A 22,561-nucleotide genomic window follows, 5' to 3' on the forward strand; every position below is an offset into this window, starting at 1 on the left:
CGTGCTGGCCGCGCAACGCCGCGAACGAGCCCGAGTCCGCAGCGAACGCCAGCAACGCTGGGGGCGACCCCGGACCAAGGCAGCCTGACGGGTCAGACCCGGTGAACGTTCGCGGCCAACGCACTAGTCGTCGGACACGGCCTCCAGAGCCGCCATGGTCCTCAGGGACAGCAGGCGCGCGTTCTCCAGCGCCGCGACCACCCACCGGTCGTCCCGCCAGACCACGACGAAAAGCTGCATGGAGTACCGCGTCGACGGTGGTTCCGCCTCACCCGGCATGAGGATGCCGACGCGGCTGTGCACCACGCCGACGCCCGGACTGACGATCCGCGCGAACATCACCTCGCTGCGTACCAGCCGGGAGCCCTTCAGCACGGTGTCGAGCAGAGCCTCGTGCGCCGCTATCGCCTCCGTGCGACTGCGGTAGATGGTTCCCTCGAGCTCTGCGAACAGCACGTCCTCGGCGAAGTCGGCGAAGAATCCGGCGACGTCCCCCCGATTCCATGCCTCGTACATCCGGGTCGGGATGGCGCTCATCGACTCGATCGACTGTTCCATGATCACCTTTCTGGGTTTCGGCGGCTTCCATCCTCACCGCGCCCGGTGCCGGGCGCCTTGACATTCCGTGCACGGTTGCTGGACATCAGCGACGTCGGGTTGTCGCCGTACGTCGCCTTGAAGAGCCGGCTGAACGACGCCGGATCGGCGAATCCCCAGTGCGCCGCGACGGCCGCGACCGTACGGTCGCTGCGCATCAGGTCGGCGCGGCACCGCTCCAGGCGGCGCCGGCGGATCAGCGCCGCCACCGTCTCCGGCTGGCCCTCGAACAGCCGGTGCAGGCGGCGCACGGAGATGTGGTGCGCCGCGGCGATCGCGGCCGGGGCCAGGTTCCGGTCGGACAGTCGCGCCTCGAGGTACCCGATGATGCGGTTCCGCAACGCCTCGTCGGGCCGGGGCCGCAGGTCGCCCAGCTCGGCCTCCAACGTCACCGCGATCAGCTCGACCACCGCGGCCGCGGACCGTTCCGCATCGCCGGCCCGGAATCCGCTCAACGACCGGGTCATGTCCCGTGCCAGCGAGGACACCAGGGCGCCGGGCCCACGGTCGCCCCTGATGCGTACGCCGGCCAGGCGGGCGGCATCGCCGGGGCGGAGCCGTAGATCCCGCCGGGGCACCAGGATGCTCACGTGCGTCGAGGCGGTACTGGCGAATCGCACCGGCCGCGCGGGGTCGACCAGAACCAGGTCGGCCGGTCCGAGTTCGGCCGTGCCGCTGCCCTGCTCGACGCGTGCCCGTCCGCGCACCATCAAGTCGATCTGCCACATCCGCTCGTCCACCGCGCGAGTGGACCGCGCGTCCCGGAAGCACTCGCCTTCCGGCGTGACCAGCTCGACCAAGGTGAGCGGCCCGAGGTCGCGGGACACGACGCCGGCCCGGAACTCGCTCTCGTCGTGCCGCCCGCTGCGCACCGGCGGCAGCCCGGTGGCCGCAAGCACTTCCTGGAAGTTTCCGATGTCCGCGAACACGCCACCACGTTAGCGCCGCGCGGACCGCGGCCGAGCGCCGCAGCGGCGCCGAATCCGCAGGTCACCGTCCTCTCGTCCTCCGGTAGGGGGTGCAACGGCGCGTTCCGGCCGGGGGAGGAGGTGGTTTCCGCACCCGGGGCCGACGACGTCGCGCCGTCTTGTCGCCAGACTTGATCGTCAGGCGCCCGGAGCTTCGACCGGCGATCTCGACGAAGGGGACCGTTCGTGACCGACGCGTTTGATGCCGATGCCATCGTCGTCGGCAGCGGGTTCGGCGGTGCGGTCGCCGCGGCCCGGCTCGCGCAGGCCGGGTTCTCCGTCATCGTCGTCGAACGGGGCCGGCGGTGGGCGCCCGGTGAGTTCCCCCGCCGGCCCCGCCTGGAGGACGGCTGGTTGTGGGACGTCGGCCGGGGGCTGTACGACATCCGCTGGCTCGGCCGCATGGGCAGCGTCCACGGGGCCGGGTGGGGAGGCGGTTCGCTGGTGTACGCCAACGTGTTCGCCCGGCCGTCCGAGGAGGCCCTGGACGAGCGCTGGCCGGCCCATCTGCGACGCGCGGAACTCGACCCGTACTACGACCTGGCGGCCCACATGATGGGTGTCGCACCGGTCGGTGACGATCCGCGCACCGGCCGGCCCCCGGCCCGCACGGCGCTGGTCGAACGGCTCATCCACGACATGGCCATGTCCGAGGCCACGGTGCGCCCGAACCTCGCGGTCACCTTCGGCGACCCGGACACGTGGCGGCCGAACGCCCATGAGGTGCCGCGGCGTGGCTGTGCCTTTGTCGGGGAGTGTGTCATCGGTTGCAACCATGGCGCGAAGAACACATTGGACACCACGTACCTCGCCGTGGCGGAGCGCTGCGGAGCACGCGCGGTGACCGACGCGGAGGTACGGCGGATCGAGCCGCGCCGCGGCGGATACGCGGTGATCGCCGCCACGCCGTCAGATCCCCGCGCTGCCGAGCGGGTGTGGTCCGCCCCGCGTGTCGTCCTGGCCGCCGGGTCGGTCGCGACCACCGAACTCCTTCTCCGGTCCCGCGACGTGCACGGCACGCTGCCGAGCCTCTCCCGGCACCTCGGGGAAGGGTTCTCCGGCAACGGCGACTTCCTCACCCTGGCCGAACTCCGGGACAGTCAGCAGGACATGACCACCGGACCCACCATCACCACCAACACCGTGCTGGACGTGCCGGAAGGGCGACGGCCGGTCTGGTTCCAGGTGCAGGACGGCACCTTCCCGCCGCCGCTGCACGCTCTGTTCGACACCGTCCTGCCGGCCCGGGCGGCGCGCGCGTGGTGGCGCCGGAAGGTCCGGCACACGACGCCGCGGCACCTCTTCACCGTCCTCGCCATGGGCCGCGACTCGGCCAACGGGACCCTGCGCCTGGACCGCTCCGGGAAGGCCACACTGTCGTGGCGCAACCGCTGGCAGGGCCACCTCTACCGGTCCCAGCTGCGCGTCGGTCCGCTGCTCGCCCGGCTCCTCGACGCACGCCTCTACCACCCGGTCACCTGGTCCCTGCTGCGGCGCACCATCACCGTGCACGCCCTCGGCGGCGTGCGTTCCGGCCGCGACGCCACCACGGGTGTGGTCGACGAGGCCGGCGAGGTGCACGGCTATCCCGGGCTCTTCGTGATGGACGGTTCGGTGCTCCCGGCGGCGACCGGTGTAAACCCCTCCGCCACGATCCTGGCGGCAGCGGAACGCTCGATCGAAACGATGATCCGCCGCTCCGGGCGACCCGGATGGCGTGCTCCCGAGTGGCATGCGGTGTCACCCACCGAGGTGCCCGAGGACGCGGCGTTCGCGTTCATGTCCCAGCGTCATGCCCTGACCAAGGGCGACGGCATCGTCTTCACCGAACACCTGAGCACCGAGCACCGGCGCCCGCGGGTGGCGATGACATTGACGGCGGAGATACCCGGCCTGGACCGGTTCCTCACCGACCCGGCGCACCCGATCCCCATGCGAGGCGTCATCGAGGTCGAGGGCGTCACCTCGCACACGGAGGTGGGCGGAACCCTGTCGCTGTTTCCCGACGGCGACCAGGCGGCGATGTCGTACGCCCTGCGCTTCGACGACCCCGACGGACGACCCTGGCACCTGCGCGGCACGAAGACCGTCCGTTCCCGCACACCGATGGCGCTGCTGACCGGACTGACCCACCTCCACGTCGAGATCCGCCCCGGCGATGCGGCATCCGGCGACGGCGAGAGCTGCGTCCTCGCCATCGGTTTCCGCGACCTGCTCCGGCTGGGATCCTCGCTCGCCGGGGTCGGATTCACCCGGGCCCGCCGCCTGCGGGCGGTTCTCCGGTTCGCCACCTTCTTCGCGACGTCCGCACTACGGCACGGAACGTCGTCATCGCCGCCGCAATCCCACACCACCGCCGGACCCGACACGTTTCGTTAGCTCCGGGAGACGGATTCGCGGCTGCCGTGTGGCAAGCTGGCATGCCGTGATCGATGATTTCGCGAAGGACCACCTGCACGGCCGGCTCGCGAAGGCCCGGGAGGCGCTGGTCTGGAAGCTCGACGGCCTGTCCGAGTACGACATCCGGCGTCCCCTGACGGCGACCGGCACCAATCTGCTCGGCCTGGTGAAGCACATGGCGACGTTGGAGGCCTGGTATTTCGGCGAGGTCTTCGGCCGCCCGTCCCCGGAGCCGCTGGGGCGATGGCAGGACTCGGACGGCAGCGACCTGTGGGTCGCGCCGGACCAGACCCGGGAGCAGATCGTCGACTTCTACCGGCGCGCCGGACAGCATGCGGACGCGACGATCGAAGCCCTTCCGATCGACGAGCCCGGCCACGTGCCGTGGTGGCCGCGTCCCGACGTGAAGCTGTTCACCATCATGGTCCACGTCCTTCAGGAGACCACCCGGCATGCCGGCCACGCCGACATCCTGCGTGAGCAGCTCGACGGCCAGACCGGGATGATGCCGGAGTACGCGGAGGAGATCGACACTGCGGCCCGTGCGGCCTACCGGGCGACGGTCGAGCAGGCCGCGCAGGCAGCGGCGGGCGGCGCCGGCAGTGCCGGTCCAGTGTCCTGACCACAGCAAAAGGAGGTTCCGGTGCCGACCGCTACGAGCAACGGCCCCAGGCCGCCGCCGACGCCGTGCCGTAGCAGCCGGTGTCGGAAGGGGTGGCGATGTGGGGGTCCGGCCACGTGCCGGAGTCGGCGAGGCGGAACTCACCGCCCTGCTCGGCGGGTCTACCGATGCCAGCAGGGCGTAGATCCGCGACCGTTGGGCGCGTGGATCAGTTCGTCGCACCGCGCCTCGCTCACAGCTCCGGCCGCCCGCGAGCAGTCCGGCGCACCTGCACGAAGTGCCACCATCCCACCACCACCGCGGCGACCGCAGCGACCACCCCGGCTACACCCGTAACCCAGTCCACGCCCTGTTGCTGCCCGACCAGCGCCCCGGTGAAGACAGCCAGCAACACACTGCCGCCGGCGAACACCTGACCGAATGCCCCGACGCCGCCCCGGGGCACCACGCCGCTGTTGGCGGGAACGCCGAAGAGCAACACCAACCCCACCAGGAATACCAGAGCGGCAACCCCCACGACCGCTACGGTGTCGATCGTCAGCGACGCGACAGCTGCACCCATTGCCACCGCAACCAGCACCAAGCGGCGCCATGGCGCACCCCACCTGCCGGCGACGGCACCTCGCTGCTGTGCCACGTCCCGCAACGCGGCCGCAGCAGAATCACGATCTGGATCATCCATGACATTCATCTCTACTTACGGCTATGGAAAGCGTAGGTCGGATCAGCGGCGTCGTGAGTGCCCGGACGTGCCAACCACAGCGCGCCGGCGGCGCGTGTGATGTCCGCCGTACGAGATGGTCGGCCGGTCCCCATGGAGAGATCGATGTCGAACTGTCGCCTACCGGCGGGCGCCGTACCGTTGGCATTGGCGGCCCACGTGCCGTATCCGACCAACGAAACAGCGCCAGGTCTTCTGGCTGGTTCTGGCGTCGTCTTGACCAGAGCAACGATCCCCGAGCGCTCGTGTTCGCTGGTCCGGCGCGGCCGGTCACGGCCTTCCCGGTCACCCAACCCTGGCCCGCCGTCGACGTTGAACCGGTGCAAACGCTGACGCACCAGTTAGGCCGGTCGGCCGGGTCCGGGCCAGGGATCCTCGTCGGAGCTGCGTGACGGCTGAAGCGCATGACCCAGGGAGGGCAGCAACCAGAGGCAGGTCTCCACCGCACGGTCGAAGACGTCCAGGTCGAGCCGCTCGTCCGGGCCGTGCGCGTGGTCGTCGGGAAGGCCGAAGCCGAGCAGCACGACCGGCGTTCCGAAGGCCCGGCGCAGGTGGGCGACAGCCGGGATGGTGCCGCCTGAGCGGACCAGTTCCGGGGCGCGGCCGAAACCGCGCTCGCAGGCGTACGCCGCGGCGGCCATCGCGGGGTTACGCCGGGGCAGCCGCACCGGGTCAGCCGCGGAGAGCAGCCGTACCCGGGCCCGGCCCCCGGCGTGCCGGCGCAGGGCCGCCACCACGCCGGCCGCGTTCTGCCCCGGCACCGTCCGGACGTTCACCACCGCGGTGGCGCGGGCCGGGATCGCCATGGCCAGGTCGCCCGCGGCCATCCGGATCACCGAGATCGCGGGGCGGGCCACGTCCGGGCCGGGCGGGGGGAGCCCGGCCAGCAGGACGGCCAGCTCGCGGGCCGGATTCGGGGCGAGACCGGCGTACGCGCCGACGTGCAGCGGCCGCCCCGCACCGGCGACGCACACCTCGGCCGTGACCGAGCCGCGAAGCGCGTAGACCAGGGCCGGCCGGTGCGGGCCGAGCATCCGGGTGTCCGAGACGACGACCACGTCGATGCCGCGGCCGGCCAGCAGCCTCGCGTGCCGGGCCAGGGTGGCCGGCAGGTGCGGGCTGCCCACCTCCTCCTCGCCGTCGAGCAGCACGGTCAGGTTGACCGGCAGGCGGCCCTCGGCCTCGCGCAGCGCGGCGATCGCAGCCAGGTGGGCGACGATGGGGCCCTTGTTGTCGGAAACGCCGCGGCCGCGGAGCTCGCCACCGCGGCGGACCGCTCGGAACGGCGGAGTGTGCCAGCCCGCTGGTGGCGCTGGCTGGACGTCGTAGTGGCCGTAGAGGAGCACGTGGGGACGGCCGTGTCGCCACGGCGAGCGGGCTACCACCGGCGGCGGGCCAGGCCCCGGTACGTTCAGCGTCGTCAGCCCGATGTCGCGGAGTTGCCTGCTCAGCCAGTTCGCGCATCGACCCAGCTCGGCAGGGTCGCCCCGGATGGTTCTGAACATGACGAAACGGGCGAGCAGGCGAAGCTGGGCCGCCCTGTCCTGCCGGGCCCGGTCTCGTGCCCGGGCTACGAGTTGTTCCATCCGGACCGGGGTCGGCATCTCGATCACGAGGCGTAGATCCAGCGTGCCGGCCGTTCCAATGTCCGGCCACGCGGGTTGTGGCCGGAGACGTCCCGCCGGTCGACGTGCCGCGCCAGACCGGTCGATCTCGACCAACCGATGCCGGCGAAGAGCCGCCACCGCGTGAGCGTTCGCCAGTCCACCACCTTGGGCACGTCAGCCGCGGCGCCGAAGAGATGCTGCGAGCTTTCCACACCGCCACGATCCCGGTTCCACGCCGCACAGCGGCAGCCGGAAACGATGGTCAGGCCGGACGGGTACGCCCGCGCCCGCAGCACCTCCAGCGACTCCAGCAGCTCCCGGCGCACCCAGATCCGGCGGCATTCCGGGTAGCGACCCCGGCACTTGCAGGCGAACTCGGCGAACGAGAAGTGCGCCGACGCGGTCGGCCGACCGTTCGCCCGGGCCCGCTCGGAGAGCAGCAGCGCCCGGCGGGTGGCCGGATCGGCCACGGAGTTCACGGTCAGCCGCGCACCCAGGTTCCACCCGCACTGGAACGCGGTGATCGCCCGGGCCAGCTCGGCGGCGCCGCGGATGCGCCAGCCGAGCCGGATCAGAATCGTCTCGGCGCTCAGTTCCACCCGGCTCAGGGTGTCGATGGTCATGACGGGACTACTGCCAGCGGCGCACGGCCCTCGAACGGCAGCACGCGGGCGCCCGGCCGGCGCTGGGCCGACCCCAGAGCCTCGGCACTGGTGAGCCACTCCTCGGCGTACTCGGCGATCTGCAGCAGCAGGGCCTCGAACGGCGCCCGCGAGGTCTGCAGGATGTGCGGTTGCGCGAGCCAGCGCAGCACCTCACGACCGGACACCGCCATCCGTTGCCGGGGCGAGGTGACGAGCCGCTGTCGGAAGTAGCGCAGCAGGACCTCCTCCAAGACGTCCCATGATGTGTCGGCGCCGAACAACCGCTTGACGTCGTCGGATTCGAGGATCCGGAACGCCTCGTCGAGCACCTGCATGACCTCGACCCGGAGAACGTTCAGGTGGCCGAAGCTGGCGAACTTCAGGTTGTTCCGCAGGTCCAGCCCGGCCCGCCGGACCACGGCGATGCTGCCGAAGCTCGGGTCGTACGACCGCTCCCGCAACACCTCGGAGATCCGCTTGTCCCGGTGGAACAGCGTCACCTGGTTGACGAACTGGGTGAACTGCCGGTGGAACTCGGCGTTGCGCCGCCCGCCGCGCGGCGCCGGGGTCGAGCCGTAGCCCAGGACCCGGCCGTACGCGGCAAGGCGGTCGTGGTGGGTGTAGCGGAGCACGTCGCGGCGGTCGAACTGGTAGAGGCCGTACGCGCCGGTGCCGCCGGACAGCCGCACGGTCCCGGCCCGGAACAGCTCCTGCAGCTTGCGGACGACCCGGAACACGCCGAGGCGTTCGTGCTGGTAAATGTAGTACAGATCGCCCACGGCAACGAGCCGCTCCGAGGTGACCGTCTCGTCGTACGGCGTGACCCCGTACGGGATCCGCGCCTGACCCAGCTCCCGGGCCGCCTCCGGTCCGATGCCGACCAGCTGCGCCAGCCCTCGGTCCGGCGGTGCCGGCGCTTGCGTTCCGGCCGACTCCACACTGGACAGCAGATCGTCGACCTGCTTGACCAGGGCGTCGCCCAGCGCCGGGTTGTTGATCAGGTCCCCGCTCAGCCGTTTGACCAGCTCCTCCCGCAGCCCGGCCACCCGGTCGTAGAGCCCCTGGTACTCCTTCTCGGTTGTCATCAGCTCCTCCTCCCCGGGCTCAGCTGGTCCGGGCCTGCTCGACGTCGCGGGCGAGTTGAGTCACCCGGCCCAGGTAGGTACGCAGTTCCTCGAGCGGGTGCCGCACCCGCGGATGCCGCATCCCCCGCGGCAGCCCCGCATCCGAGCCGGCCGCCGTGATCAGGCTGGTGACCAGTTCCTGCAACTGCCCGGCGGTCGTGGTGACGATTCCCATGGCCCGGCGGCCGCCGGACTGCACCAGCTCGCGGGTCTCCTGGGTGGCGAACGACCGGACCCAGCTGAGCAGCTCGGAAACCAGCATCTGCTCGCTGGGACCGGTGCTGAACTGGGCTACGCTGCGTTCCCCGGCGCCGACGAAGACCGAGTCCAGCGCTGCCTCGACCTCGTCCACCGACTCGGCGACGACCTGCAGGGCGTTGGACAACAACACCAGACGGGTGCCCAGGTCGCGGCCGAGGAACTCCCGGCGGAAGGCGTCCCAGCCGGCCCTCGTCGTCGTGAGGTAGTCCCGCAGAAGCAGGAAGTCGGAGTAGGCCTGCTCCTCGGAGACGGTGTTGATCTGACCGGCCTCGAAGCCGAACGACCGGGCCAGGTAGCCGACCATGCCGCCGACCACCTGTTCATCGCCGATGCCGGTGACCGGGTCGTCGAGTAGCGTGGCGAAGAGTTGGTCGACCCGGGCCGGACGGGGGCCGCCCTCGATGCCCAGCTCGGTGACCACCGCGGTGAACTGCGCCTGGATGATGCTGCGGGCCGACTCCATCTCCTCCATGTCGGCGTCCGGCCGCAGCGGGCGGAACGCCTTGAGCAGCGGAAGCGCCCGGTCGAGGGCGTCCTGGGCGCGGGCATACAGGCTGGCCTGCGCGCCCGTGACCCCGCCACCCAGCTCGGACGGCCCCAGGTAGGCGCGTGGCCGCCAGGTCGCCACGGTGTGCCCCTGCACCTCGGACACCTCGAAGGACGAGGTCAGTGCGGAAAGGAAGGCCGTGTGGTCGGTGTAGCGCGGCAGCCGCCCGATCGTCGCCTGAATGGCGTTGTCGACCCGGGCCTGTAGGCCGTCGGCCACGCGGGACGGTGTGCCCAGGCCCGGCCCGCTGCCCTCGCCCGAGGTCAGAATCGGGTACGACGCGAGGTCGTCGATCGTCCCGCGGAGCCGGCCCAGGTTGGCGGCGGGCCCGGAGAGGACCGTCCCGGTTTCCTGGATGTCCTCCAGCGCCTGCTCCGCCTGGGTGTGGATCTGCGCGAGCAGCACCCTGGCCCGCCGCCAGGTCGCGTTGCCGGGCGGCGAGTTGCGGAGCGCCTGATCGAACTCTTGATTGTAGGCCGTCACCTGGGCGAGGCAGTTGCGGAACTCCGCCTCACCGAACTGCACCGCCGCGGCCATGGTCGGCTGTGCGGCGACCTGCGCCGATCTCTGGGTGAGCCGGAGGGCCAGGCTGCCCGCCCGGATGCCCAGGTCGTTGACGGCGGCCGCCGGGACGGCCTGGCCGGCGTTGACCAACTCGGCCGCGATCGGGGCGAACTCACCACTCAGCTCGGTGAACTCGTGGGCGAGGGCGCGCATGTCCGCTGCGACAGTTTCATAGATCATGATTCGATACCTCTCAGCCCTTCGGGTCTACAGGGCGGACACGCTTCCCTTGGCGTTGTTGAGCTCTGCGCGCACGGTGGCGGCTTCCTTGACCGCGGCTAGGCTGTCCTGAACCTCCTCGATCCGCGTCACCAGCCGCTTGACCTCGAGATCGACTTCGGTCCGGAGGTCCGAGAGATTGCGCGTCCCCGGGTCCCGGGCGTAGCCCTGATAGCGACCGGCGGCGAGCCTCAGCTCTTCGACCAGCGCGGCAACGTTGGTCACCCCGACCGGAATCGTCTTGCCCTGGAGGATCTTCACGAGGTCGGCGACCTTGGGGTTGAGATCGGTGACCGCCTTACTCAGCGCCGCCTCGACCGTCCCGGCCAAGGTCGCGGCCGCCGCGTCGCCGGTCGTGTCCGGTGCGGTCGGGCGAGGCGCTATCGAGTCCAGCGCGTCGGTGACCCGGGTGGTGAACCCGCCGAGCGGTCCGCTCAGCCCGCCCAGCTGTCCGTAAAGCGCCCTGAAGCCATCGTTGATCGTGTCGGCCACGCCGTAGATCCGGCTCTCCAGCCTGGACAGATTCGTGTCAAGCCTGCTGAACCCGTCGGTGATGGCATCGGCCACGCCATCGGGATCCACCGTGCCGGTTCCCCATTCGGGGAGGAGCCGGGGCGCCCCGCTCTCGTCGATGTCCCCGGACACGTAGAACAGATGGAGCTCGTCGCCGCCCGTGAGCGTGGCTTCGACGAATGTCTTCACCGGATCCCGATGCGCCGGCTTGGCGCTCCTGACCGAGACGAGGCTGTGGGTGAAGTAGAACTTCATCGAGGGTGACGAGAGGTCCACCTCCCACACCCGGCCGAACGGATCGGACGGTCGGTCCGTGATGGTCGCGTCGGACGGGTCCTCGACCACCAGACTCCAGGCGTCGAAGTCGTCCTTGGGGCGGCGATAGTGGATGAACAGTCTCATCGCGTTATCCCTTTCTGACAGTCATCCGGTCGGCCACGGCCGCCCAGGCGGTCACGGACGTGTTCTCGGCCCGGTCGACGGCCTCGCGGGCGTCGGCCAGGCCGGCCGCCACCACCTCGGCCCACGCCGACCAGCGCGGTCCCCAGGCCCGTGCCTGCCGTCGCAGCACCCCGGCCGCCGGGTGGTCGCGCAGGCGCCGGCCGGTCGCCAGCAGGCAGCGACTGGACCGTTCCATGGCCCGGCACGTGGCGGCCGGGTCGCCCCGGCGTACGGCCTGAGCCGCGGTCTGCGCCGCGGACCGTGCCCCGTGCAGATCGCCGAGCGTCGCACTCAGCCGGTCGTCCAGGTCCTGCACCAGCTTGTGGTCGTGGTGCTGCTCGTCCGGCCGGTCCTGGACCACGCACAGCTGCACCGCGTGCAGGCTCTCCTCGGCCCGGCGCAGATGCCGGTCCACGTCAACGAGCAGGGCGTCGAGCATCGCGCTCACCTCCGGGCCAGCTCGCGGTAGAAGTTCGTGGTGATCAGCTCGGGCGCCGCGAGCCGCCGGTCCAGCGCGAAACGGGCGGCGCCGATGAGGAAGCGCTCCGGCACGACACCCGGGTCGTTTCCGGCCGCTAGGCGGCGCGCCGCCTCCTCGATCATCTGCTGCTCCTTCGCCTCGAAGCGAAGGGTCCGGGCCAGCGTGCGGTTCCCGAGCGGCGCGTACGGTGTGAAACAGATCGCGTCCACCACCAGCCGATGCGCTTCGGCGAAGCTGGACAGCACCGCCGCCGGGATGGCGCCGGGCACCGGCCGCGGATACAGCCGCGTCCAGATCTGCCGGGTCAGCGCCGCGTCCGCGGTCAGCCCGAGCCGCCGCAGCAGCTCGACGCTGAGAAACACGCGCAGATACGGCGTCGGGTGCGGACTGCGTGGCGAGAAGTCGCTGACCGCCCGATGGCCGCGTCCGATGACGTCCATCAGGGACGCTGCCACCGCCGGCCCGCCCAGCAGTAGCCCGGCCAGGTCGGCGAACGTCTCCCGGTGCCAGCGCAACCACACCGCGACCACCTCGGGCCGCAGGCCGGCGCCGGTCAGCCGGTCGGCGATGGCCAGCGGGACGGCACGAGCCAGCCCCAGATCGTTCTGCAGGTTGTGCGAGACCTCGTGCAGGATCGCGCCGAGCGTCCATGGGTTCACCAGCCGGTGGTACGGCAACTGAATGAGCGGGAACGGGTTGAGCTGCCGCCCGAGCCGCCGCAACGGAATGCCCCGGCGGAACGTGGCCGGCGAGAACCCCGTACGCATGTAGGAGAACGCCGGCGGCGCCGGGATCGACCGCGCCCTGCCCAGGCCCAGATAGGCGTACTGGTAGCAGTCCAAGGCGATCCGGTCGCATCCCAGCAGCCACGGCCCGAACCGGGACTGCCGCATGCCGAACAGCTCGAAATAGAAGTCCCAGATCTGTTCGGCCCGGGTGGCTGCGGTGTGCGCGTTCTGCTTGTGCCCGACCACTTCCCGTAGCCGTACCGCGACCGGCACGTTGGTGGCCGCGGTGACTGCCGTGTGCAACCGGCGGGCGTGTGTCTGCAGGTTGCCGCGCAGCAGGTCGATCAGTTCGTTGGCGGCCTGCACGTGCCCCTCGGTCGGCGCCTCCGGCCCGGCGCCGAACTCGGCGCGGGTGAAGGGCCGGAGCGCCGCCAGGTGCCGTTCGGTGTTGTCGCCCTGCACCCGCACCCAGGTCAGCAGTTCGCGGGGCGGCGTTCGCGAGCCCCGCGTCCGCGAGCCGGCGGGCGGCCGCACGGCGGCCGTGGTGGACGACATGGCCGGTGCCGGATCAGCGCTGCGTCCGGCGAACGCCGGCCGGCATCGGTGAGCGCGGGGCGGCGGGCCGGCGGACCGGTACGACGCGCGCCGGAACCAGGCGGCCGGCGGGCGTACGAGCCACGACCACGCTCCGGGTACGTGGCACCGGGCGGCGGACGGCGGGGGCGTATCCGGGCCCGGCGCTGCGGCGGGCCGGGCGGGCCACCGTACGGGTGGCACGGAGGTTGCGCTCGAGCGCGCGGCTCACCGTCTGTGGTCTGCTCAGCACCTGCTGGGTCTGCCGCGCCAGGACCTGTCCGGCGATCTGTGGGGTGACCGGCCGACCGGCCTGCGCCCGGCGCGCCAGCGTGGTCGCGGCCCGTTGCACGATCGTGGGCACCGCGCGGACGGCGGGCCGGGTGATCCGGCGCCGGCGCAGGATGCGGGTGAGCACGGCAGTGCCGTGCACGAGGTGCGGCAGCAGGTTGAGTAGTGCGCGCCGTTCGCGGGCAGTGAGCGTCTGCACGGTGGCAGCACCGATGAACGCCTCCGCCTCGGCTTCGCGGGCGCTCTGCGAGGCGGCCGCGGCCAGCATCTCGGCGGCGGCGCGGGGACGAGCCTCCGACTCACCCTCGAGCTCGAACTCCTCCTCGCCCTCGAACTCCAGGTTCTGGGTGAGGCCTCGGGCGATCATGCCGCCGGCCGGCCCGGCCACGGCGGTGCCGATGATCGGGGCGGCGACCCGGGCGACGCGGCGCAACACCGGTGCGGCCCGGCGCAGGAAGCTGCCGATGCGCCGGAAGAACTCCTCGCCCTCCTCCTCGCCCTCGAGCTCCCACTCGCCCTCGAACTCAGCCTCGCCTTCGAATTCGCCTTCGAACTCCTCCTCGAACTCGCCCTCGAACTCTTCCTCAAACTCGCCAGCGCCGCCGCCGAGCAGGCCGCCGATGCCGCGGGCGATGGTGCCGAAGAGCGCCTCGCCCTCCAACTCCTCCTCGCCCTCGAGCTCCTCTTCGCCCTCGAGCTCATACTCGAGTTCCTCTTCACCCTCGAGCTCCTGTTCGAGCTCGTACTCGAGCTCGCTGTCCCGGGTCCGCATGGGGTGCCTCCCTATGGCGTTCCGACTCTCCCGGTTCTATGCGGACCGGCCGGGCCACCGACAGTCGCACGTTTCGTACTCGGCCGATCGGCCATCACGCGGATATGCGACTGCACGGTCACTCAGCGCATCGATAGCATGGCCGCACACCGAGCAGTCCGTCCGGCCCGACCGGACGACGATCCGGGGGTGGATGGTGACCACGTCAGGAGAATCCGAAACTGGTCCGGCCGACCCCGTCGCCGCCGCGGCACGCTTGCTGATCGACCTGGCCCGGACCAGCCGACCGACCTTGGCGGACCCCTCCGAGGTGCTGGTCGACGTCACGGTCGGCGAAACCCGCTGCGTCGTCTGGTGCGTCGCCGCGGCCACCGAGACGGGCACCAACCTGAGCCCGCGGGAGGCCGAGATCGCCCGGATGGTGGCGCTCGGTTACACCAACAAGGAGATCGCCCGGGTGCTCGACATCAGCGCGTGGACCGTTTCGGCTCATCTGCGGCGGGTCTTCGCCAAGCTGGAGGTGACCACCCGCGCCGCAATGGTGGCCCGACTGCTCGAACAGCCCGCCGAGGCGCCGAAGTCTTTGCTGACCGCGAGCTGAGCAGGTTGAGCGCCCGCCGTCATCGGGCTGCTGACAAAGGGGAACGAAACCGACGCCGGCCGTCCGCCGAACCTGCTGGATTCCGGAAGGTAGACCCGTCAACTGTCGACCTAGGCGCTACTGGCACCGGTGCACCGGCATCAAAGCACCCATATGGCGGTCCACGCCGTCCGCTACCAGCGGCTTCGGCGGTGTCCGGGGCAGCAGTTCGCCGATCGGCTCGCCGGCGACACGATGACCCGGCCGGACGCCACTACGACCTGGTCCGGACCGGCGTCGCGGTTGTCCCCGCGCCGGAGCTGCGCTGGCCGGCGTGATCCGCCACATCGCCCACCAGCGGCCGGCTGACCTGCACTGTCAGATTGGAGGTGGCTCAATCAATGCCGATCGTCGATGATCCGTTGCAGTCGAGCTGCGGCGTGGCTGGGAGGGATGGCTTCCTGTTCGATGCGGCGGAACGGGGTAGGGCCCGCGGTGGCGATGGTGTTGTACGCGATGGTTTCGGCTTCCGTCAGGTGCGGCAGTAGCGTCGGCGACGGTTTGATCGGCCGGCCCGCTTTGTCGTGGTTGACGCCGTGCAGGGAGTACTGGTACAGGTCGGCGGCATCCATGAGGATGGAGGTGACGTGTCTGGCCGGTGCACCATCCGGCGCGGGCACGGCGAGCGTGGCGCGGAAATGGTCAAGGATCGCGTACCCGTCTGCGTCGATGTCGCCCCAGTAGGCGACGTGATCTGCGGAGCGGATCCAGGGCACGTTGGCGAGTAGGGCGGCTGCGGCCTTGCCGCCTCCCTCGACGACGATCGTGTCGCGGATTGGCGGGAACCAGAGGCGGGAGTCGCGGTTTTCCACGACGAGGACGACGCGCGGCTGGTACGCGATGTCGTGCACGTCCCCGGTGGTCCACGCGTCGTGCCTACGCCGGCCCGACGCGGCGTGGCTTGGGTCGGCGTACGTCAGATGGACGACGGTCAGCCGGGGCCGGACTTCGTCGCGGACATCGCGTCCGGTGACGTCGCGTAGCAGCGTGCCGTGCGTATCGAGCCATTTGGTGTGCATTCCGGGCACGGGAAGTTGCCGCAGCGTCCAAGTGCCGGCGTCGGAGTGCTGGCGCAGCCAGGTCACTGCGTTGATCAGCACGTCCACGTCGTTCGCTGCAAGGCCGTAGACGGCCCTCAGTGTGGCCGGGGTGAGAGTGGCGCCGGCGGACCGCAGAGCCGATGCCACCGCACGGGCCCGGCCGATGTCCACGGCCGATGGTTCAGCATTTGTGTGCGATTCGGCGAGGAGCGTGGCGGCTCCGTCCAGGTCTGCATGGAGTGTGGCCGGGTATTCGCCGGCCACACCGCGGATGGTCACCCTGGTGCGTACGACTTCTATGCCGGCGGGGAGCCGGTCGCAGAAGTCGCGCCACTGCATGTGCCACTCGTGCCAGTTGGTGTACCCCGCCCGTTCGACGGCCGTACCGGCCTTGACGCCCGGGCGGAGATGGACGGAGAACACGGTGCGAGCGCCGGTATCGATCTCCGTGCACACCGCCTCTGCCCACTTCTTGCCGATTTTACGGCGGACGGCCGAGACGGCGTCTTGAGGGGTGACGAGTTGGCTCATGCGTCCGGAACCCCGACCAGGGGCTTCGCCCTGGAGCGGCCGTGGGCGTTCTTGAGGATCACGTACTCCGCGTCCACGTGTGGTTCGATCGCGCTGTGCTTGTCGTTCGGGGCGCCGATGACGAGTTGGAAGCCCAGTCCGCGCCACGCGCCGATGGCGCGGCCGGTGAAGTGCGCGTCCGCTTTGATCAGCGCCTCGTCGAGGAAGACCGGGGCGTAACGGGGCGGGCGGCGCCTGCGTCGCCCAGTTGGTACCGCAGTGCGGCGCCGACGATGAACGCGACGAGTTCTTGCGACTCGCCACCGGACTTCTCGCCGATGTGGTCGTAGATGGCGACGTGCCTGCCGTCGAGGTCGATCTTCTCGGCGCTGATCCGGACGTGGTTGCGCACGTCGACGAGGTCGGCGAAATCCGGCGCGGTGCGGCGGATGCGGTCGATCACCTTGGCCATCCGGTCGTGAGCGCGTTCCCGGTCGTCTTCTGTCGCAGCTTGATCGACAAGAGCGCGTACGTCGCGCAGCTCCTTGCGGAACCGGGCACGCGCCGTGGAGTGGCTCTCTTGTGGGTCGATGCGCAGCCGGTGGTTGTCGTCGGCGAACGGTAGGTCGGCGAGGATGCGGTTGACCGGGTCGATCCGGTCGCGGATGTCCCGGACGGCGGCGGCGAGTTCGCTGTCCAGGCCGGTCAGGTCGTTGCCGGAAAGATTGAGCAGACTGTCCCGCCACTCGGTCTCCAGCTCGTGCAGGCCGTTGGTTTCCAGGTCGGTGAGTAGGCGGTCGAAGTCGCGGTAGGAGGCGTCCGGGTCGGTGCCGAGGTTGGGGTTCGGCCAGCGCTCGAGGAACATGGAGAACGCATCGTGCAGCGCTTTTCTCGTGCGGCCGATCGACTCCGTCGCGGATAGCCGGTCGTTGTGGAGCCGGTCGACGGCGCGTTTGACTCCGGCGTCGAACTGCGCGAGCACGTCCATCGGGTTGGTGCTGGCCGGGTCGCTGTCGAAGAGCGTCTCCAGATAGTCCCGGGTTTCCTCGCCGAGGCCGACTCCCGACTCGGTGGCCGTGTCGAGCGCCGTTTGGGCGCGATCCACCTCGTCGACGGTCGACGCCCATGCGTTTCCGGCGGCGTCCACGATGTCTTTCTGCCGGCCGACACGCTCGGTCAGATCGCGGACCTGCTGTTTGAGGTCGTCCAGGCGGCGCTGCATTTTGTCGATCTCCGGATTGCCGGCGCGGATCTCGTCGAGGATGCGGTTCCAGCGGTCCCTGTCCGCGTGGACCGCGTCGGCATCCACCTGATCCCATGAGAGCTCGGTCAGGGTCTGGTAGGCCGCGCGTCTGGCTTCCGTCGCGTCGAGGTTGTGCTCCTGCCTCGACACGTTCGCCACCGCGTTGTCGAGGCGCTTGCGGGTGAGGTCGATCTGGTTGTCGAGGTCGGCGAGGGTCCTGGCGTTGGTGAAGCCGAGCACGTTGGCCCGGCCGTGGCCGCCGTGCGCACCGCGGGCTCCTTCCGAGGTCTGGCCGGTGATCGTGAGGGCCTTGAGATATTGCGGCAGCAGCCGGGGCGTGTCGACGCAGACGTACGCGAACCGGCGGTCGAGTTCGCTCTTGAGCCATGCGGTGAACGGCGACGGACGGTAGTCGAGCCTGCCGGGGAGCGTCTTGCCGTCCAGTCCAACCTCGTCGCGCAACCCGGTGCGCACGCCTTCAAAGTGGATCCGCCTGGCGGTCGGCACCCGGTCGATCGCCTCGCGGAACGAGTTCAATCTGCCGATGTCGATCAGCATCCGGGTGGCGAATCCGCCGAGCGCCAGGTTGAATGCCTCTCGCCAGGGCTCGAACTCCGTGCGTACCTCGATCAGCTCGCCGACGAACGGCAGGTCGTCGGGAGTGAGTCCGGCGGCCTCGGCCAGCGCGGCGCGGGTCGCGTGCAGCTCGGTCGGGATGTTGCCCCGGCGGGCCTTGACTGCGTCGCGCTCGGCGCGCAACCGGTCCAGCTCTCGTCCGGCATCCCTCTTCTCCGCTACCGCCTCGGCGTACGCGGTCTGCGCGGTTCTCCGAGCGTCGACATCGGCCAGCGTGCGACGCGCCGCCTCCACCAGGGCAGCGAAATCCTCGCCGGTCGAGACCGAGGCGCCGATCGTGGCCAGCGCCCGGTCCAGTCGCTGCCGTGCGCGTTCGACCTCGCCCAGGCGCTGCGCCACGATCCGGATCTCCCGCTGGGCGGTGTCCATGCGGTCACCACCGGACGCACGAATGATGTCGGCTGTGCCGTCACGCTGCGCCTCCGCCCCGCGAACCAGCGCCTCGATCTCCACCAGCTCCTGCTGGGCCCGGCGGTGCTGCTGCTCCAGGTCCTTCTCGGCCACGCGCAACAGGTCGAGCCGGCGCTGATGACGCCACAGCGCGGCAGGCGACGCCGCATCGGTGAAGGATCCGATCTCGTCGATCGACCGTAGCCGGTCCACCGCTTCGTCGATGACGCGTCGGTGCTCGCGGATCGGGCTCAACGCCTTCACCTGCTGGCGGGCGGTGATCATCCGGACCCGGGTGCCGGACAACTCGTCGAACTGCTGCACCACCGCGTCCGCCGTCGCCAGTGTGGACGGCTCTTCCAGGACCATCGTCTTGTACAGGGCGTCGACCGTGGTGATCTGCTGGCCGGCCTGGATGCGTCCCAGCAACGCGACCGCCTTGTGCCCGTCGCCCGCCGCGCCGATGCCGAGCGTGGTGTGCAGGCGCGCGGTGAAGTCGCGGTCGGTGTCGCACCAGGTCAAGCCGGTTGCCGCGACGTCGGCGCGGGTGAACTTCTTGGCTGCTGGCCCTTCCAGCCCTCGCAGATCGTAGGCGTGGTCACACGTGGCGCGGACCGGCACGACGTCGTCCAGGCCGCGAGCCGACGACGGAACGTACCAGGCGCGCAGGGCGGTGAACTGGGCGCCGGTGTGGTCCAGCCAGGTCATCGCGACGGCGGTCCAGGTGTCGCGGCCGTCACCACGTAGGGCCCGCATTCTCGTCTCGCCGTCGGTGCGGGACTCGTCGAGCTTGCCGCGCGCGTAGGAGAGGATGTTGCGCTGGTCCTTGCCTCGGGGCCGGCCGACCACGCCGCCGTTGGACGCGCCGTTGAACGGGGTGGTGTGCGGCATGAGCAACGCGATGTACGAGTCCATCAACGTCGACTTACCCGACCCGGATCCGCCGCTCAGCAAAGTCGCGCCGGGCGCGAGCCGCAGGTGGTGGTACCCGTCGTAGCCGCCCCAGTTGACCAGCTGCAGGTCGCGGGCCACCCACTGCTGCCCGCGCGACGCCGCCGGAACCAGCCCGAACAGTGTGTCGATCATGCTCATGCCGCGGCCTCGTTCTGCTCGCGCAGCCATTGCTTCAGCTCGGCGAGCTTCTCCGTGCTCAGCACGACCTCCACCATCGGAGTGATTCGATACCGGCCCGTCGACTCCTCCGCGAGCAAACCTTCGGTGACCAGCCGCTGCACCGCGTTGCGCACCTCCTGCTGGCGCCGGGCCAGATTGCCGTCGCGCGGTTCGAAGTACGTCAGCACGGTCTGCTCCAACTCCTCGATGTCCACCCGTGCGGACGTCTCACCCGTGCCGCGCTCCCGCTGGAACACGGTGCGCAGGTGCACCAGGACCAGTGTTTCGGCCCGGCTGTAGGAGTCGTCCTTGAGCAGGATCGGCACGTCCAGCTCCACAGACCGCACCTGCTGCTTGTACGCGATGCCGCGGTCGTGGTCGACCATGAGGCGGACGAACATGTCGTGCATGCGCGATTCGATGATCTGCTGGTTCTCCAGCAGGGTGCGCCACTGCGCCGGGTTCTTCTCGGCAAGCAGGAACCTGCGCCGCAACAACTGCACGAGCACGCGACGTACGTCCGCGTCCAGCGTGCCCGCGTCGCCGGGGAACAGCTCGGCCGGGTCCTCCTCCATCGGAACCGGGTCGATGAACCCGGCCGACACGCCTGCCTGCCAGCCGTCCCCGGCGCCGTCCGGCTCAGTCATCGCCACCACTCCCGTCTGCACCTGCCGGATTCACCGCCACCACGCTGCCCAGAGCGAACCGCCGCCGCGTCTGGTCGGGGCGGACCGTGTCGACCACCGCCACCTCGGCCGTCTCGGTCATCCCGGCGCCGTCGGCGATCTCCAGCAGGCCCAGGAGATCGACCGGCCGCTGGATGTCCACGGGGGCCGCGCGGAACGCAGCCACGACATCCACTGCCGCGTCGCTGTCCGCGAACGCTTCCAGATGCGTGCGCAACTCGGCATAGTGAGGGCCGCCCCATGCCCGCGTGTCCGCGGCCGGCATGTCCTCGGTCTCATCCCAGTCCCGCAACGGCGGGGGAGGCTCCGGTGGCCGCAAGTCACTCATCCGCTGGCGCAGATGCCCGACGTCGGCAACCGGCAGACGCCGCAGCGGCTCGACGATCTCACCGCGGCGAGAGCCTGGCACCCATCTGTGCAGGCCGGACATCACGTCCCTGAGCAATTCGTCGACCTGACGGTCCCGCATCGGGTCGTGGTTGCGAACCTGGGAGGTGATGACGTGTGACGCCTGCCGCTGGGCGGCCAACACCTCCTTGACTCCCTGCTCGATCCGCCGCGATATCTCGGCGAGCTCCCGCCGCTGCTGTGGCGGCAGCAGCTCGGTGAACCGGTGTCGCAACACGGTACGCAGCCGGCCCCACAGGTCGTCGATCTGCGCCGGGTCGCCGATCAGCCGCAGCGCCCCCGCGAACGCGCGGCCTTCCGGTGTCGCATCCAGGATCTGCTGGCCGCGCGCGAGGCATTCACGCAACACCTCACCGGTGGGCCGCACGTCGTGCCGCAGTTCCGCGACGACGTCGCGCTGAATGGCTTTGATCGACTCCGCCACGCGGGCGAAATCCGCGGGTAGCTCCCGAGTCAGGTGCAACACGTTCTCGGCCGCTTCCAGGAGCTGGTCATCGTCGACAGTCTCGACCGCGCCGCCCTGTTCGAGCCGGGTCAGCTCCTTCTGCCGCTGCTGGATGTCCTCATGCAGGCGCACCATCCGCGACATCAGGTCGGGATCAGCGTCCTGCGCAAGGCGCTCGATGGCCTCGAGCAACGTCCTGACCCGCGACTCCGACACCCGCGTACGGGCTCCGCCGACCCGTCCCGCCACCTCGAGCGCACCGACCCCGTACGCCGACAGCCGGTACACCTCGACATCATCCTCGGACACCTGCCGCACCAACCACCCGGCCTGAACCCACTGCCGGCAGAGATCTCGCGCGTTGCCGGCGGGCAACGGCTGGCTGTCCTCGTCGCCGTAGCCGGCGGCCCGCAACTGAACAAGAGCGTCGTTGATCTCGGCATGCGCGTCCGCCACCGCGACCGTCGGGCGCTCCGCGGTGAAGACCATCGCCAACGCCGTCACCACGAACGGCGCGTGCGTCTGATGCAGCAAGGCGAGCATCGGATTCTGGAACGCCCGAAGCGCTCCCTGGTAAGCACCCTCAACACCTCGTGTAGCCATCAGCGGTCAGCGTACGGCGCAGGTACGACACGGAAGACTCGCCATTTTTGCCGGTTACCGCCCTGGTTGTCCCGACAGGGTGGTGTGCCGGCCATAGAGCGGTTAGCCAAGCCGGTCGTGTCGTTACTCCGCACCCGCCGGGTCGGCCGGTTCGGTCCATCCGGCGGGAAGGACCGCCACGCTCTCGATGGGAGTCTCGGGATCGTCCGGCGCCGGTGTGCTCAGGTAGACGTTCAAGCCGGGCAGGCGGAAGAACTGATCCGGGACGAACTCGGGCGAGATCCCGGCCTGCCGCAGGTCGGCCAGCACCTCGGACAACGGCCGATCCACCACCTGGACGCCGTCGACCAGCGCGTTGCCCCCGGCGATCTCGATCGACGCCAGTCGGTCCTGCTCGTCGTAGGACAGCATGAGCGTGCCGTCCGAGTACCCGTCAACGGGTCCCGAGCCGGGTCCGTGTTCGGAGGAGTGGCGCTCGCCGAGACGAGCCCGGTGATCGGCCCGTTGCTCCCCGAACCGAGCTTCGGGCACGCCCAGCCCGGGAAGAATCTCGAATGTGGGAATCATCGGTGATCCCTCCTCTCGTCCGGCACGACCTTATCCACCGCCGGCGGATGTCCTGGATCGCCGGCCGGGTCGTCCGCTGCACCTCGCCGCGGCGCCGCGATGCGTAGAGCGCCCCTTCGGCCATCTCGGCCGAGCGTCGGCCTGCGGGGCAGGCGCCACGGGCCGGGCGGGGGTCCCGGCGTAGGCGAAGGTGCGGAGGTGACGGGG

General features: G+C 70.5%; 19 protein-coding genes and 1 pseudogene. 3 read left to right on the forward strand and 17 right to left on the reverse strand.

Features of this window, described 5'->3' with window-relative positions:
- Positions 1-123 precede the first annotated feature (123 nt).
- Complete coding sequence (locus LDL48_RS13655) at positions 124-558, reverse strand: SgcJ/EcaC family oxidoreductase (protein WP_225255463.1); 435 nt, start codon at positions 556-558, stop codon at positions 124-126.
- Positions 559-560: 2 nt separating this feature from the next.
- The gene (locus tag LDL48_RS13660) at positions 561-1,526 is read right to left on the reverse strand and encodes a helix-turn-helix domain-containing protein (RefSeq protein ID WP_225255464.1); all 966 of its coding nucleotides are present in this window, start codon (positions 1,524-1,526) and stop codon (positions 561-563) included.
- Between the two features lie 225 nt (positions 1,527-1,751).
- Here LDL48_RS13660 and LDL48_RS44490 point away from each other — a divergent pair, with 225 nt between their 5' ends.
- Entirely contained in the window at positions 1,752-3,944 is a 2,193-nt protein-coding gene (locus LDL48_RS44490) for a GMC oxidoreductase (RefSeq protein ID WP_225255465.1), read from the forward strand.
- Positions 3,945-3,990: 46 nt separating this feature from the next.
- Complete coding sequence (locus LDL48_RS13670; RefSeq protein WP_225255466.1) at positions 3,991-4,587, forward strand: DinB family protein; 597 nt, start codon at positions 3,991-3,993, stop codon at positions 4,585-4,587.
- 232 nt (positions 4,588-4,819) lie between these two features.
- Here the strand turns inward: LDL48_RS13670 and LDL48_RS13675 are convergent, their stop codons facing one another.
- The 9 genes from LDL48_RS13675 to LDL48_RS13715 form a co-directional block, all read right to left on the reverse strand.
- Entirely contained in the window at positions 4,820-5,269 is a 450-nt protein-coding gene (locus LDL48_RS13675) for a hypothetical protein (protein WP_225255467.1), read from the reverse strand.
- 380 nt (positions 5,270-5,649) lie between these two features.
- Positions 5,650-6,813: a M20/M25/M40 family metallo-hydrolase gene (locus tag LDL48_RS13680; protein ID WP_225255468.1), complete on the reverse strand. Its 1,164-nt coding sequence runs from the start codon at positions 6,811-6,813 to the stop codon at positions 5,650-5,652.
- Between the two features lie 104 nt (positions 6,814-6,917).
- Entirely contained in the window at positions 6,918-7,538 is a 621-nt protein-coding gene (locus tag LDL48_RS13685) for a D-Ala-D-Ala carboxypeptidase family metallohydrolase (protein ID WP_225255469.1), read from the reverse strand.
- Positions 7,535-8,644 carry a hypothetical protein gene (locus LDL48_RS13690; RefSeq protein WP_225255470.1) on the reverse strand — a complete coding sequence of 370 codons (1,110 nt, stop codon included), beginning with the start codon at positions 8,642-8,644 and terminating at the stop codon, positions 7,535-7,537. The genes LDL48_RS13685 and LDL48_RS13690 overlap by 4 nt, the downstream gene beginning before the upstream one ends.
- 19 nt (positions 8,645-8,663) lie before the next feature.
- Positions 8,664-10,235 carry a hypothetical protein gene (locus LDL48_RS13695; protein ID WP_225255471.1) on the reverse strand — a complete coding sequence of 524 codons (1,572 nt, stop codon included), beginning with the start codon at positions 10,233-10,235 and terminating at the stop codon, positions 8,664-8,666.
- A gap of 27 nt (positions 10,236-10,262) precedes the next feature.
- Positions 10,263-11,189 carry a hypothetical protein gene (locus LDL48_RS13700; RefSeq protein ID WP_225255472.1) on the reverse strand — a complete coding sequence of 309 codons (927 nt, stop codon included), beginning with the start codon at positions 11,187-11,189 and terminating at the stop codon, positions 10,263-10,265.
- Between the two features lie 4 nt (positions 11,190-11,193).
- Entirely contained in the window at positions 11,194-11,667 is a 474-nt protein-coding gene (locus tag LDL48_RS13705; protein ID WP_225255473.1) for a hypothetical protein, read from the reverse strand.
- 5 nt (positions 11,668-11,672) lie between these two features.
- Complete coding sequence (locus LDL48_RS13710) at positions 11,673-12,992, reverse strand: hypothetical protein (RefSeq protein WP_225255474.1); 1,320 nt, start codon at positions 12,990-12,992, stop codon at positions 11,673-11,675.
- A gap of 13 nt (positions 12,993-13,005) precedes the next feature.
- Complete coding sequence (locus LDL48_RS13715; RefSeq protein ID WP_225255475.1) at positions 13,006-14,073, reverse strand: hypothetical protein; 1,068 nt, start codon at positions 14,071-14,073, stop codon at positions 13,006-13,008.
- 256 nt (positions 14,074-14,329) lie between these two features.
- On the opposite strand from LDL48_RS13715, the gene LDL48_RS13720 reads away from it, so the two are divergent.
- A complete protein-coding gene (locus tag LDL48_RS13720; protein WP_225255476.1) occupies positions 14,330-14,674 on the forward strand; it encodes a response regulator transcription factor in 345 nt (114 codons plus the stop codon).
- Positions 14,675-15,051: 377 nt separating this feature from the next.
- Here LDL48_RS13720 and LDL48_RS13725 read toward each other — a convergent pair whose 3' ends face one another.
- The 6 genes and pseudogenes from LDL48_RS13725 to LDL48_RS13750 form a co-directional block, all read right to left on the reverse strand.
- Positions 15,052-16,284, reverse strand: coding sequence for a Wadjet anti-phage system protein JetD domain-containing protein (locus tag LDL48_RS13725; protein WP_225255477.1), 1,233 nt, complete (start codon positions 16,282-16,284; stop codon positions 15,052-15,054).
- A 187-nt stretch (positions 16,285-16,471) separates the two neighbouring features.
- Positions 16,472-19,153: an ATP-binding protein gene (locus LDL48_RS13730; protein ID WP_225255705.1), complete on the reverse strand. Its 2,682-nt coding sequence runs from the start codon at positions 19,151-19,153 to the stop codon at positions 16,472-16,474.
- 291 nt (positions 19,154-19,444) lie between these two features.
- Positions 19,445-19,654, reverse strand: a pseudogene (locus LDL48_RS44495) (ATP-binding protein); the annotation flags it as partial.
- On the reverse strand, positions 19,621-20,292 hold the full coding sequence (locus tag LDL48_RS13740) for a DUF4194 domain-containing protein (protein WP_225255478.1): 672 nt from the start codon (positions 20,290-20,292) through the stop codon (positions 19,621-19,623). The gene LDL48_RS13740 and the pseudogene LDL48_RS44495, both read right to left, overlap by 34 nt.
- Positions 20,285-21,787 carry a DUF3375 domain-containing protein gene (locus tag LDL48_RS13745; protein ID WP_225255479.1) on the reverse strand — a complete coding sequence of 501 codons (1,503 nt, stop codon included), beginning with the start codon at positions 21,785-21,787 and terminating at the stop codon, positions 20,285-20,287. The genes LDL48_RS13740 and LDL48_RS13745 overlap by 8 nt, the downstream gene beginning before the upstream one ends.
- 123 nt (positions 21,788-21,910) lie before the next feature.
- A complete protein-coding gene (locus LDL48_RS13750) occupies positions 21,911-22,354 on the reverse strand; it encodes a hypothetical protein (RefSeq protein ID WP_225255480.1) in 444 nt (147 codons plus the stop codon).
- Positions 22,355-22,561: the final 207 nt, after the last annotated feature.

It is taken from the genome of Jidongwangia harbinensis, assembly GCF_020216025.1.
GTDB lineage: Bacteria > Actinomycetota > Actinomycetes > Mycobacteriales > Micromonosporaceae > Actinoplanes > Actinoplanes harbinensis.

Coding starts and splice junctions, on each gene's coding strand:
- LDL48_RS13655 (WP_225255463.1), bottom strand. CDS start 558: ATGGAACAGTCGATCGAGTCGATGAGCGCCATCCCGACCCGGATGTAC.
- LDL48_RS13675 (WP_225255467.1), bottom strand. CDS start 5,269: ATGGATGATCCAGATCGTGATTCTGCTGCGGCCGCGTTGCGGGACGTG.
- LDL48_RS13680 (WP_225255468.1), bottom strand. CDS start 6,813: ATGTTCAGAACCATCCGGGGCGACCCTGCCGAGCTGGGTCGATGCGCG.
- LDL48_RS13685 (WP_225255469.1), bottom strand. CDS start 7,538: ATGACCATCGACACCCTGAGCCGGGTGGAACTGAGCGCCGAGACGATT.
- LDL48_RS13690 (WP_225255470.1), bottom strand. CDS start 8,644: ATGACAACCGAGAAGGAGTACCAGGGGCTCTACGACCGGGTGGCCGGG.
- LDL48_RS13695 (WP_225255471.1), bottom strand. CDS start 10,235: ATGATCTATGAAACTGTCGCAGCGGACATGCGCGCCCTCGCCCACGAG.
- LDL48_RS13700 (WP_225255472.1), bottom strand. CDS start 11,189: ATGAGACTGTTCATCCACTATCGCCGCCCCAAGGACGACTTCGACGCC.
- LDL48_RS13705 (WP_225255473.1), bottom strand. CDS start 11,667: ATGCTCGACGCCCTGCTCGTTGACGTGGACCGGCATCTGCGCCGGGCC.
- LDL48_RS13710 (WP_225255474.1), bottom strand. CDS start 12,992: ATGTCGTCCACCACGGCCGCCGTGCGGCCGCCCGCCGGCTCGCGGACG.
- LDL48_RS13715 (WP_225255475.1), bottom strand. CDS start 14,073: ATGCGGACCCGGGACAGCGAGCTCGAGTACGAGCTCGAACAGGAGCTC.
- LDL48_RS13725 (WP_225255477.1), bottom strand. CDS start 16,284: ATGAGCCAACTCGTCACCCCTCAAGACGCCGTCTCGGCCGTCCGCCGT.
- LDL48_RS13740 (WP_225255478.1), bottom strand. CDS start 20,292: ATGACTGAGCCGGACGGCGCCGGGGACGGCTGGCAGGCAGGCGTGTCG.
- LDL48_RS13745 (WP_225255479.1), bottom strand. CDS start 21,787: ATGGCTACACGAGGTGTTGAGGGTGCTTACCAGGGAGCGCTTCGGGCG.
- LDL48_RS13750 (WP_225255480.1), bottom strand. CDS start 22,354: ATGATTCCCACATTCGAGATTCTTCCCGGGCTGGGCGTGCCCGAAGCT.